This is a genomic window from Mesorhizobium waimense (assembly GCF_003601975.1).
Lineage (GTDB): Bacteria > Pseudomonadota > Alphaproteobacteria > Rhizobiales > Rhizobiaceae > Mesorhizobium > Mesorhizobium waimense.
Genome location: NZ_QZWZ01000090.1, coordinates 1 through 10685, shown reverse-complemented (window position 1 = coordinate 10685; position 10685 = coordinate 1). Strand labels below are relative to the sequence as shown.

The window sequence follows — 10685 nt, the reverse complement described above, 5'->3', positions numbered from 1 at the left end:
GCGAGCTCTTTGTTCGACTTCAGGGCGTCAAACGAACGATCGGCATGAGTTTCCGGCTTCCTTTGTCTCAATTGGAATTGGCCGACGTGCTTGGACTGTCGGTCGTCCATATGAACCGAGTTATCGCTGCGCTCCGCAACATCGGCGTCATTGGCTGGGCGAACCATACAGTCACGATACTGGACTGGGAGCGGCTTGTGCAAATAGCCGAATTCGATCCCACCTATCTCAGCATGAGCCGCGAGCCTAGATGACACGAGGTTCCTTGCAGGAAGGGCAATGCTTGCTTGTTTCAACGCGCCCCGTGAGGTGATGGCTTCCAGGCCAAGATCGATACGATGTCGACGGTGACCAGGCCGCCGACCTTTATTGTCACCCGCCCCTTGTCAAGGTCCACTCCAGTGACGTGGCCAGTGACGGCAACGCGATCTCCCGGTTTGGCGTTTGCGGGAGGATCAATAGCGAAGGGGAAATCATAGCTTGGAATTTTGACGCTCGCTCGACCACTCTGAAGCAATTTCAGGATGGTGGCACTCAACGTCACCTCATCGCCGATATCGAGGTTCAAAGCCATTTCCCGATGACCCGCTCAGCCTCCGCCCCGGGACCACAATTCGTCGAGCATCGCAAGCGCAGCGCTTGGGCTATCCGGTTTCAGCAGCCCTTGTTCCTTGGCCGCCTTCTTGAAGGCAGCGAACGCTACCGCCGGGCGGCAAATCCCGCTCAATGCGTCGTCCACCAACCGGACGGCTGCGCCATAGGCTATCGCTTCCTTGTTTTTCCAGCGTCCGCCAAGGGCCTTTTTAGCATCGGCGATCGATGAAACCACCATCGTGCCGCCGTCCACAAATTTGATCGTGACGGGAAGAAATCTGGTCATAGATTCACCACCCAAACCACTCTCTTGTTCGCGACACGGATGCGTTGGAGCCGCACCCTCGCGGCTGACCTTGGCCCCTACTGTACTGCTTGCCCGCCGCGTGGCGGTCGCTGTGCCTCCGGCAGGCGGATGCCGTTGTCGGTGGTGTCGCCGTGTATCCTCAGTTAGTGTTGCAAGTGCATGTTCTCTCGCATCCATCAAGTCGCGATCATCTGCAGCGACTACCATGTGTCAAAGCGATTTTACGTCGAGCAGCTTGGTTTCGGCGTGGTCGATGAGAATTGGCGTGCCGACCGGCAATCGTGGAAGTGCGATCTTGAATGTGGCGACGTGCGCCTTGACCGGAGGCGTGCGGCCTGAGGCATCTTGCGTTTGCGGTCGAGTCGGTTGAAGGCGCGGTCGAGTACCTGCGGAGCCAGGGCATTTCGATAGAACTTGTCCGCGTCGACCCGGCGCGCCATTCACCTTCTTTGCCGATCCGGACGGGCTCCCCATAGAGATTTATCAGATCAACCCGTCGGAAGCGCATGACAACTAGAGCAGGCAGGGTCAGCTGCCAACCTTTCCGTCCGTGTCTGCCAGGGCCACAGGCTTGCCATGCGGCGTAGTCAGGTAGGCGTTTCGCCAATCCTGTTCGCGTCTGTCCACCTCGGCCTGGAGGGCGAACTGGCTCCTGTCCAGTATCTGCTCCAAAGCGCTGAGAAAGGCGCTGTAGTAGATCGCGTCGGTGTCCATAGCAGTATCGGTCACCCGTCGATCAAGCTCGGCGCCCAGGGTCTGAGACCAATCATCTGCTTCAATCTTTCCGTCGGCGATGAGCAGCTCGACCAACGCAATAACCTGAGCGTGCCATTGCTCGGAGAAGACAGGTTCGCCATCGCGATGGCGCTTCGCGCCACGGGCAATCTCAGGCCGGCTCAAGATACCTGTCCCACATGGTCAACGCGCCTGGGGTCAGCGCCGCCGAGCGCGAGCGCTACTTGGAAACATTGCTGCCGGCCGGTTTCCCGCCATGCGCTTCCGACGAGCAACTGGCTAAGACGACCGATCCAAAACGTCTTCCCGAGTGCCTGAAGTAGCCCTCATCATGCTTGCGCGGTCCAAGGTCTGCCTTTCAGCCTCAGAGCCTTGAAGCTGCCTCTCCGCTAGTGAGCCATGCTTGAGGATGACGACGTCCCAACCGAAATTACGGAAGATGCTCTCGAAGCGCTCCCACAGCCCTTCGCGCACCACCGCATCGAGGCTCTGGCGGTTATAGCCCGACGCCTTTGTAGGATGTGTCAGCCTATAAAATGGTGATGGCGATAGAATCGCGATCACTTCGAGATGGACCGAGTCACCTGCGGTCACGCCGATTGCAGGGCGGCGTAAATGGCCTCGATCTGTATGGCCTCAATGTCCGTCAGGGCAGCGAACTCCTTTTCACGCGCTCGTTTCGACAGCTTGCCATCGTTTTGGCGCAGGAAACGGAAAAGGAGGTCAATCAGCCTGTCGGGCATGTCGATCATCCTGGAGATCTCTGCCTTGAAGGCATCGTAGGTTTTCAGGAATGCGGTTTCTGCTGGCAGATCGACATCGATCGTGCGCGCGACGCATTCGAACAGGAATTGTGCGTGGGGAGTAGCATCGAAATAACGGTAGAAATCAGCCGTGTCGTTCAGCACCTCGACATTGCCGCCATCGGTCGGTCGCCAACGGATATGTGGCAGCAGGCGCCGCGAATAGGTTTCCAGCACGCGTCGGTATTCGTCGATACGGTCGAGAATGACGGCGGAGACGGGAAAGACCAGCCCAGGCGGATTGAAACCGCGTTCGGCCAGCACATGATGGATGAGATAGCGATGCAGTCGTCCGTTCCCATCCTCGAATGGGTGGATATAGACGAAGCCAAAGGCGAGTGCGGCGGCGGCGAGCACCGGATCGAGTTGACGTGCCGCGCCTCGGTCGAAGGCCGCCAGGCCGTTGATCAGACCTTGAAGATCTTCATGTCTTGCGCTGATGTGGTCTGGAATGGGCGCACCGCTCAAACGGTCGTGCTCGCCGACAAAGCCGCCTTCGGTGCGCAGGCCGAGATGGACGAAACGCGCATCGCCGATGACGATGTGCTGCAATCTCTCCAGTTCGGCGCCGTCAACAGTGCGCCGACCAGCTTCTCCTATGACCTGCCCCCAGCGCTGAATGCGATCCTGTGGTGGATCCTCCCCCTCAATCTGGAAACTTGAGCGCGAATCCTTGAGAAGCAGAAAAGCGGCTGTGCGGGCGAGCAGGTCAGCCGGCACCTCGGCGATCAGGCGCCTTGCCTCGTCCCCGAGATTGCGGTCGACGAAAGCGTCTAGAGTGGGAGTGTGGAAGATCATCGGACACCAGGCGGGTGTTCCGGGCAGATTGTTCTTCACTCGATGCCGCTGGGATGTCGTTCCATCCACCGCCCATTGTAGATCGGAGTCCACGGCGAGGACATAGCTACCCTGGGCGGCATCGGGGAGATCAAGCTGCGCGTCCAGCAGCCATTCGTACAGAAACCAGAGACGCCGTGAATAGGAGCCGGTCGGCGCGGCACGTACGATGTCGGCAACTGGCTCCGGACCAGCCGCCTGAAATAAAGCCTTGAGAACGGCAAGGTCCAATCCTTCGTAGCGCAGGGCGAACGTCAGATGGCCGGTAAGGCTGGGTTCTGGTTGGTGGCGCGGCGTATAGAGCTTCCAGCCATCTTCCTGGTAGACTTTGTGTCTGGGGCCGATGGCTGCGAGATTGATTGGCACGGGCACGGCCAGTTCGAAGGCGCCGATAAGGGCTGCGTAGCCGACAGGGACAGCTGCTTCTGGTAGCCAGCGCTCGTGAAAAACGCTCACCGCACCTGAAAAGGGCTTTCTTTGTCCTGGTTCCATGAATTCCGGTATCGACCTGTGAAAACCCAGTTACGAAGGCTTATCTCATGAAAAACGATTACAAACAATGAATTTTGATGCAATTCGTCGGTATCTTGTGAATTTCTATTTATGGATTGGCAGTCCGACTGCGGCTGGGTCGATCGATTATGGCGGTTTGCGAGGCGCGGAAGCACGTATAGCACTCTGTCAGCGATCGGGGCGACCAAGCAAAAGCCCGCAACAACTGGAAGCGGCGCGGCGAACGCCCCGTTCGGACGTGCGCTCTCGATCGTGCGTCCTGCCTGGTTCGACTGTACTACCGACCCGACCAGAACCAACTGCTTATGCTGCAAGGCGACAAACCGCTGACCGACGGTGCGATCGCACGCGATTTTCGCCGGCCATGACAGTAGTCGTCGAATGAGTGGCGCCAACCGTAATGATTTGCCCGAAGCTGTGGGGGATACGGTTCGGAATCTTCATAGCGGCGTCGATAATGTGGGCAGCAATCGAAGAGCCCCGAGGCGTGGATATCGGCGTGAAAGAACGTCGTCGCAACCCGATCCGGGCCAAGCCCCCCAGAGCGCTGGCGATTACGTAGCGGTTCTTGCAGGGGAATTGCTTAATAGTCGAAGCAAGCCGCGAGTTTTGGGCAGCCCATGGACTGGTGGGAGATCCTAAGGGACGCGTCCACAGAAGACCGGCGGATAGAACCAAATGAGCGACTGTCCAAAAGCCCTTGGCGTCCTGTTAGTGATTAACAGGACCCCCGCGATGTGGTGGCTTGTGTGCTGGCTCTCGCAGGTCGGCCAAGGGCGAAAAATCGGATTTGGCCAGCACGCCAGCTATCCTGGCAAAGCTGACAAATGCCTGTCGCGCCTGTTCGGTTGTCATCTGCCCGCCAATCGCGGCGTTGCAGCTTCTCACCGCGCAACTGTATACCGGTCCCCGACGGGCCTTTGGCCATTGATTCAAGAATACGAGCGCCTCCCGCACGGATTTAATGTCGTGTATCACGTCATTGGTCTTAACCTCGACGGGGGCAAGGAAAGCCGGGCTGGTCATTTGTTACCTCCCAGTAATGGCACGGTTGATTCAGCTCCTATCATGCGGCTCTTTCGTTTGCGGTCGAACGTCATTTGACGTTCCTCGCCCTCTGCGAGGACCGGGGCTCATCGAGCCCCGGCCTTCCTTCGCGACCGTCATTTGTTGCCGTTGATTGCAATACGCTTGACAGTTGCCTGCGCCTTTTTGGTCTTCGGCAGTGTCACGTTGAGAACACCGTTCTTGAACGTGGCCGCGACCTTGTCGTCTTCAACTTCACGGCCAAGATTGAAGCGCCGCTCAAAACGCCCATAATAGCGTTCGCTGAACTGGCGATCCTTGTCCTCGGTCTCTGCTTTCTTCTCGCCGCGAAGCGTCAGAACACCGTCATCCAGCATGACCTCGATGTCGTTCTCATCGAGGCCCGGGATTTCGGCCGTCACCCGGATTTCCTTATCCGTTTCCGAGAACTCCACGCTTGGCCAAGTGCCGTTGTGAAGGGCCATGCGGCCGAGCGCCGAAGGCGTGTCAAAACCGCGGAACACCTCGTCGAATAGCCGGTTGACATTGCGGTGCAGCGATAGGAACGGATCCATATCCTCACCGCGATAGATGCTCGGAGCCTGGCTGTTGCCGCGGCTCCATGGAATCAGGTCACGTACGCTCATTGTCCATCTCCTTTCCTTGCTTTTTGGGCCGCGCCGGACATCACCCGCGACAGAACCGGGTGTTCGCGCCGCGAACCGCTGAAGATCAGGCCGCCACGAAGAGCGAGATCCAGGCCCGCGTCAGCCAGATCAGGGCACAGATCGAAGAGACCACATCGGACTACGATCGCGAGAAGCTGCAAGAGCGGCTGGCCAAGCTTGCCGGCGGCGTCGCCGTCATCCGCGTCGGCGGCTTGACTGAGGTCGAAGTCAAGGAGCGCAAGGACCGCGTCGACGATGCCATGCATGCGACGCGTGCCGCGGTCGAGGAAGGTATCCTGCCTGGCGGCGGCGTGGCTCTACTGCGTGCCGCGAAGGCACTGGACAATGTCCAGGCTGACAACACCGACCAGAAACACGGTATTGAGATCGTGCGCCGCGCGATCGAAGCGCCTGTGCGCCAGATTGCCGAGAACGCCGGCGCCGAAGGCTCGGTCATCGTCGGCAAACTGCGCGACAAACCGGATTTCGGCTGGGGCTGGAACGCACAGACGAATGCCTTCGGCGACCTCTACAACGAGGGCGTCATCGATCCGGTAAAGGTGGTTCGGACCGCGCTGCAGGACGCGGCATCGGTTGCCGGCCTGCTGGTGACCACCGAAGCGATGGTGGCGGAGAAGCCGAAGAAGGAGCCTGCAGTTCCGGCAATGCCCGCCGGTGCCGGCATGGATTTCTGAAGCACGCAGTCTGCGCTCCCGGGGGGGCGCAGAGATGTTTGAACTTTTGGGGAATGCGATGAACGTGATGACCTTTGACGTGATCCCGCCGCCCTCGCGCGAGCCTACCGATCTGAACTACGAAGCCGACCTGAAAACCGCGCTAGAGCCGTTTGTGTCGGAACTCCTCGATAGGGCTGAAAATGCCGGTTGGGATCGGGGTAAGGCAGCATATACGCTGATGTTTCTGGCGGCCCGACGCCTAAACGACGGCAAAGGCCCGGCGGAAAACGGGAGGTCGACGAGCTAAGGGGGCCGGTGCGTCGAAACGTACGCGCTACTCGCCATCCCTCGCGGGACGCGCGAGCGGAGGCAGCCTTGCGATCGATCGCTGTGAACGGAGGAAAACATGGAGCACAATTTCTTTCAGCATCCTGTCAGGGTGCTTGTGGGTCTTGGATTTCCGATCGACATTGAAAGCGTAAACGAGGCCGTCGCTCTGCTGGATGAATGGCCGCCGTCGAAGCGCAATGCTGCTCATGGCATAGCGCTCAATGCTTGCAGGGCAGCACTCGCCGGCGAGGTGGATGCCGAAACGGCTCGGAGCACTTTTGTTGCCTTCGCCCGCCGGATGGATTTGCTTGTGCCGGCCACAGACATCGTCAGGTCCAAGGCAGTCGGCGCCTTCGGAGCCGCTTTGGGTCGCCACAACTCATCGATGTAGTGGAGATGAAGGAGCGGCGAAAACAATGAGGGATGTTCGATTTCCCGAACCCGTGAGACTGTGCCAAAAATCCACAAGAGAGCGCATCGTTGCCAGTTCCTGGGAAGCACTCGAGTGCCTTCACGACCAATGGCCGGAATGGGCGAGAGGACGTAGCTACCGGGCAGCCTGCCGCACTTGTCGGGACTCCTTGGACGGTTGGCGGGCTCCGCAACAAGCAAGAAAGGCATTCTTGAAAGCGGCCCGTCGTGCCGGTTTGGTCCCTGATTCCTGATAAGGCCGTCGAGGCCGATTCAGAAACGTCGCTGGCGTGAGCTTGGAGCCTGCTGTTTCTCAGGATTCGATCGCAGCCGATATGGGATTGGCGGCGGACCTCACTCAGTTCGTGTTGCGCAAGTGGCTGGAAGCCAACGCCTATCTGCCAGTCGGGACGATCGCCGAGGACAGCGGACGGACGGGAACGCGCAAGCTGGCCATGATCAAGAGGCCGCTGTTTTGATCTACAGCGACATGCGACCGGACCCATCGAAATCCACGTTGGCGCGCCTTAGAGACGGCAGGCGTGCAGTGGCGGGAGGCGCTGGCGTGAGGCTCAGGAAGGCTTAGGCTCAGGTGGCGGCGCCCTCTTCCGCGATCACGCCATTATCTCAACAAGCGGCTCTGTTAGTTCTGTGCGGCGGACCTGTCGATCCGCCCGGCCGGTGCGATCATCGGGGTACTCTCCAACCGACACGATCACGGCCTCAATGTTCGCAGGCCCGGTCTGGCGCTACAGGCAGCGCGATATGATCGGCATGGGCGCCTGCCTCCTGATGGCCGGCATGGGCGCCTGCCTGCTGTTGCGCTAAGACGATTGCCGCCTTCTCCCAGCAAAAAGCCCGCTGCCGGGGGAACGGAAGCACCTGGCCAGCCGACACGCCTGTTCGCTACAAAAAGCCCGCCGCGGGAGGGTCACGCGACGGGCTTCAATGGGAGCGGCTACATTCCTGAGAAATCGACCGCTGCTGCGACAATGTACGGGCTGCGAGACAGTTCCAGACAATTTTAACGATGGGCTTGTTACATTAGTAATGTCTTGACTAAGCTAGACAAGTTTGGTGGAGATCCCAGGCGCCGACGCGTAAGAAGCCGTTGCGAGACATGGTTGACTAGCTGCTGGAGCTCTAGTCGCCGGCCGGATCGAGAAGCCCGAGATCCACCGAACGTACGCCCTGGTCTGTATCACCCGTCGCCGTGAGACCCCGTTGAAGCAGCTCCCGCACTGCATCAGAACGGCTCAACATTTTCTCAAACACATTGCGCCGTCGTTCGTGATCCGTTTGGCAATGCCTTGGTGATGCTTGACCAAACCAAGGGCACCTTCGTCACCGATGCGACCGGGAATGTGCTGCGCGTCGAGTCCTAGCCGTCAATTTCGGTTCGACTTGGCTCATCCGATTTGAGGGGAAGGGAACGTGCCCCTTTTAGCCAAATTACCAATGAGGCGACATCGGCCTATAACCTCGCCGGCCGGCGAACCTACCCGTTTTTCGGCTAGGCCCGGCGATCGAGCCCAGCCAAACCGGCCCCGGTCGCGCCGGGCCGCGGTCGCCGGGCCGCAGCAACGGAACCGTCCCCAGTTGGTCGCGTTTCGCCCCATGGAGAATCCCAAAATGCTTGACGAGCAGGGAAGGCCACCGGCGACGAACGGCCTTGTTCGCCTTTTGGTCAGAGAGTCCGGCATTACCGAAGAGCAGGCCCGCGAGCTTGGTCCTCGCTTATGCGCGAGGCCCGCATCATTGCCGGCCGACAAGGCTAGCCAGCTGGCTGCTACTTCCGCACAATCCACTCCAGCAGGTCGGCATCAACCGCCTTTGCCCCGGTGAAATCGCGGACCAGTTGCGCCGCGTATTCCCGCCACCGAGCTTCAGGGATTCCGTCTTCGATGACCGATTTGTGGAAGGCACTTCGTAGGATTTCGCAATCGAATGCCGACACCTTGGCGCCTGACACTTCAGCCTCCTGCCTCTATGGGCGGAAGCACTGCCAGCTTCCAAGCGTCCGCAATGCACCCTCATTCGATACGGACGACTTACGGATTGTACGCCGTATAGCGAATTTCGCGAGTCACACGAATTTGATCGCTAAATTAGCGATCGCTCATGGAATAATTTCGAACGGAGGGTCGTTCCTTTCCTAGACGAAGGCGGGCAAGGCAAGAGGGATATTTTCGAATGTCCTTCGTTGAACCGCCAGACCTGCTGCGGCTCGTTCTGGCCTTAACTCAAAAGGAGTCCAGATATGAAAACGCACGCGCTTATGATTGCTGCTACGGGGGCATCGCTCATTGCTTTCGCTGGCCTTGCAAAGGCGGACGACCATCTGTTCAATGCTCTTCAGCACGGTCTCAGCAGCGACGGCCAACCCTTCCATGAGAACACGGCCGGCCACAGCGGTGACCTTGCGCCAGGTCAGGGCAGCCCGTTTGCAGGTGTCGATACTCAGACACCGGCCACCGACACGGAAGCCGCCAACGAGCATGCGAACGTAAAAAGTCACGAACCTAAATGAATATGGGATACCCGCCCGAGGGGGGCGGGTGACCATCTTTCAGAGTGCCTGGGGCCGACAGGATATGCGCGCCGGAGCTATTCCGGTTCTTCCCGGAAATCCTGCAGCGATGCATGACGAAGACCCTCCTCGCCCCGGAGATGCTTCACACGGCCGATTAGCCCCGGCTTGACCCACATTGTGTCGCCGGCCGCCTCATGCCCTTCGGCGGTGGCCCTACATGTTCCCGGACGCGCTCCCAGAGCCGTTCCCGCATCCCCCGGTTCAAGGTGATGAATGCAGAGCCGACATAGCGGCCTGTACCTCGCTCAGCCATCAGGGCAAAGGCGGGTTTGCCGGCCTCGCGCTCGACGCCGAGCAGTTCGTATTCGTCGATCGTGAACGCCTTCGTCTTCAGCCATGCGGTTGAATTGCCGCTGCGGTACTTGCTGTCGCGCCGCTTCGAGACCATGCCCTCCAGTCCCATCTTGTCGATGGCTGCATAGAACTCGGCGCCACCACGTTCGACGTGTTGGCTATATTGGATGATGCCATCGCGAGGCTTCACGAGATCCCAAAGCATCGCCTTGCGCTCGAGCGCCGGCAGCGAACGCAAATCCCAACCGTCAAGGTGCAGGATGTCGAAGGCCACAAAGCTGTAGCCTTTGCCGCGGTTACCATCGCAGCCCGGCAGCAGCGGCTACTCCCGCCAACCAGCCCCAGTGGAGCCCTTAAAATGCTGGATACGTTGGCGTCTTCGATGAAGCACTCGTAGGCCTACCGCATAGGCGCTAGTGGCAGAAGCCTGACGGATGGTACCAAACGCCAGAGGAACGACGTGGCCGACATCTCCCATGCATGTGACTATTCCTCTGGAGAAGAGTAGAATACAGCCCGACAGCAGTGTCCTTGGGCAGCATATGGGGCGCTGCATACTTTAGCGACCAGGGAGGGCGATATGGGAACGGCTGCACCGAGCGTAGCCATCCGCGCGCTGGCCGAGACCGATCTGCCGAAAGCCGAAAGAATTTTCCGGCTGGCCTTTGGCACCTTCTTGGGAGCACCCGAACCAGAGACGTTCTGGTCCGACCGCGACTACGTACGCGGCCGCTGGCAGGCGCCCCACGTCGCCGCCTTCGCCGCGGAGGTGGGCGGTGAACTGGTGGGCTCCAACTTCGCAACCCGCTGGGGCAGCGTCGGCTTCTTCGGACCGTTGACGATCCGCCCCGACCTTTGGGACCGGGGCATCGGCGCGCGGCTCGTCGAGGCCGTCAC

At 59.6% G+C, this 10685-nt stretch carries 16 protein-coding genes and 1 pseudogene; 10 read left to right on the top strand and 7 right to left on the bottom strand.

The features are described 5' to 3' along the window. Positions 1-254: helix-turn-helix domain-containing protein (locus tag D3227_RS38850; RefSeq protein ID WP_147377808.1), on the top strand; the 254-nt coding region annotated here is incomplete at its 5' end. A 38-nt stretch (positions 255-292) separates the two neighbouring features. Here D3227_RS38850 and D3227_RS38845 read toward each other — a convergent pair. Both D3227_RS38845 and D3227_RS38840 read right to left on the bottom strand, forming a co-directional pair. Beyond that, on the bottom strand, positions 293-568 hold the full coding sequence (locus D3227_RS38845; RefSeq protein ID WP_425374600.1) for a hypothetical protein: 276 nt from the start codon (positions 566-568) through the stop codon (positions 293-295). Between the two features lie 21 nt (positions 569-589). Further along, positions 590-880, bottom strand: a complete 291-nt coding sequence (locus tag D3227_RS38840) for a DUF982 domain-containing protein (protein WP_120019285.1) — start codon at positions 878-880, stop codon at positions 590-592. A gap of 180 nt (positions 881-1060) precedes the next feature. On the opposite strand from D3227_RS38840, the gene D3227_RS44215 reads away from it, so the two are divergent. Beyond that, on the top strand, positions 1061-1240 hold the full coding sequence (locus D3227_RS44215; RefSeq protein ID WP_342634051.1) for a VOC family protein: 180 nt from the start codon (positions 1061-1063) through the stop codon (positions 1238-1240). Positions 1241-1429: 189 nt separating this feature from the next. Here D3227_RS44215 and D3227_RS38830 read toward each other — a convergent pair whose 3' ends face one another. Together D3227_RS38830 and D3227_RS38820 are read right to left on the bottom strand one after the other, a co-directional pair. Further along, positions 1430-1801 carry an SH3-like domain-containing protein gene (locus D3227_RS38830; RefSeq protein ID WP_120019284.1) on the bottom strand — a complete coding sequence of 124 codons (372 nt, stop codon included), beginning with the start codon at positions 1799-1801 and terminating at the stop codon, positions 1430-1432. A 425-nt stretch (positions 1802-2226) separates the two neighbouring features. Beyond that, positions 2227-3768 carry a Fic family protein gene (locus D3227_RS38820; protein ID WP_120019282.1) on the bottom strand — a complete coding sequence of 514 codons (1542 nt, stop codon included), beginning with the start codon at positions 3766-3768 and terminating at the stop codon, positions 2227-2229. A 699-nt stretch (positions 3769-4467) separates the two neighbouring features. Here D3227_RS38820 and D3227_RS44675 point away from each other — a divergent pair. Continuing rightward, positions 4468-4893, top strand: a complete 426-nt coding sequence (locus D3227_RS44675; protein WP_425374599.1) for a hypothetical protein — start codon at positions 4468-4470, stop codon at positions 4891-4893. 59 nt (positions 4894-4952) lie between these two features. Here D3227_RS44675 and D3227_RS38810 read toward each other — a convergent pair whose 3' ends face one another. Then, positions 4953-5462 carry an Hsp20/alpha crystallin family protein gene (locus tag D3227_RS38810; protein WP_120019280.1) on the bottom strand — a complete coding sequence of 170 codons (510 nt, stop codon included), beginning with the start codon at positions 5460-5462 and terminating at the stop codon, positions 4953-4955. Between the two features lie 98 nt (positions 5463-5560). On the opposite strand from D3227_RS38810, the pseudogene D3227_RS38805 reads away from it, so the two are divergent. From D3227_RS38805 to D3227_RS41385, 5 genes and pseudogenes are all read left to right on the top strand, one after another. Then, positions 5561-6178: pseudogene (locus tag D3227_RS38805) on the top strand (TCP-1/cpn60 chaperonin family protein); the annotation flags it as partial. Between the two features lie 34 nt (positions 6179-6212). Next, positions 6213-6467, top strand: a complete 255-nt coding sequence (locus tag D3227_RS38800) for a hypothetical protein (RefSeq protein WP_245452135.1) — start codon at positions 6213-6215, stop codon at positions 6465-6467. 99 nt (positions 6468-6566) lie between these two features. Then, positions 6567-6881: a DUF982 domain-containing protein gene (locus D3227_RS38795; protein WP_120019279.1), complete on the top strand. Its 315-nt coding sequence runs from the start codon at positions 6567-6569 to the stop codon at positions 6879-6881. Positions 6882-6906: 25 nt separating this feature from the next. After that, positions 6907-7155, top strand: a complete 249-nt coding sequence (locus D3227_RS38790; protein WP_120019278.1) for a DUF982 domain-containing protein — start codon at positions 6907-6909, stop codon at positions 7153-7155. Between the two features lie 42 nt (positions 7156-7197). Beyond that, positions 7198-7380 (top strand): hypothetical protein, encoded by a 183-nt coding sequence (locus D3227_RS41385; RefSeq protein ID WP_147377807.1) that lies wholly within the window; start codon positions 7198-7200, stop codon positions 7378-7380. A gap of 1310 nt (positions 7381-8690) precedes the next feature. Here the strand turns inward: D3227_RS41385 and D3227_RS38785 are convergent. Next, positions 8691-8873: a hypothetical protein gene (locus tag D3227_RS38785; protein WP_120019277.1), complete on the bottom strand. Its 183-nt coding sequence runs from the start codon at positions 8871-8873 to the stop codon at positions 8691-8693. Positions 8874-9161: 288 nt separating this feature from the next. Here D3227_RS38785 and D3227_RS38780 point away from each other — a divergent pair, with 288 nt between their 5' ends. Next, a complete protein-coding gene (locus tag D3227_RS38780; RefSeq protein ID WP_120019276.1) occupies positions 9162-9431 on the top strand; it encodes a hypothetical protein in 270 nt (89 codons plus the stop codon). A 157-nt stretch (positions 9432-9588) separates the two neighbouring features. Here D3227_RS38780 and D3227_RS38775 read toward each other — a convergent pair whose 3' ends face one another. Next, entirely contained in the window at positions 9589-10062 is a 474-nt protein-coding gene (locus tag D3227_RS38775; RefSeq protein WP_245452134.1) for an ATP-dependent DNA ligase, read from the bottom strand. Positions 10063-10368: 306 nt separating this feature from the next. Between D3227_RS38775 and D3227_RS38770 the strand changes: the two genes are divergently transcribed. Next, the coding region (locus D3227_RS38770) for a GNAT family N-acetyltransferase (protein ID WP_147377806.1) at positions 10369-10685 on the top strand (317 nt) is incomplete at its 3' end.

Bases quoted from the DNA above. Each gene is read 5' to 3' on its own strand.
- D3227_RS38840 (WP_120019285.1), bottom strand. From the start codon at position 880: ATGACCAGATTTCTTCCCGTCACGATCAAATTTGTGGACGGCGGCACG.
- D3227_RS44215 (WP_342634051.1), top strand. From the start codon at position 1,061: ATGTTCTCTCGCATCCATCAAGTCGCGATCATCTGCAGCGACTACCAT.
- D3227_RS38820 (WP_120019282.1), bottom strand. From the start codon at position 3,768: ATGGAACCAGGACAAAGAAAGCCCTTTTCAGGTGCGGTGAGCGTTTTT.
- D3227_RS44675 (WP_425374599.1), top strand. From the start codon at position 4,468: ATGAGCGACTGTCCAAAAGCCCTTGGCGTCCTGTTAGTGATTAACAGG.
- D3227_RS38810 (WP_120019280.1), bottom strand. From the start codon at position 5,462: ATGAGCGTACGTGACCTGATTCCATGGAGCCGCGGCAACAGCCAGGCT.
- D3227_RS38800 (WP_245452135.1), top strand. From the start codon at position 6,213: ATGTTTGAACTTTTGGGGAATGCGATGAACGTGATGACCTTTGACGTG.
- D3227_RS38795 (WP_120019279.1), top strand. From the start codon at position 6,567: ATGGAGCACAATTTCTTTCAGCATCCTGTCAGGGTGCTTGTGGGTCTT.
- D3227_RS38790 (WP_120019278.1), top strand. From the start codon at position 6,907: ATGAGGGATGTTCGATTTCCCGAACCCGTGAGACTGTGCCAAAAATCC.
- D3227_RS38780 (WP_120019276.1), top strand. From the start codon at position 9,162: ATGAAAACGCACGCGCTTATGATTGCTGCTACGGGGGCATCGCTCATT.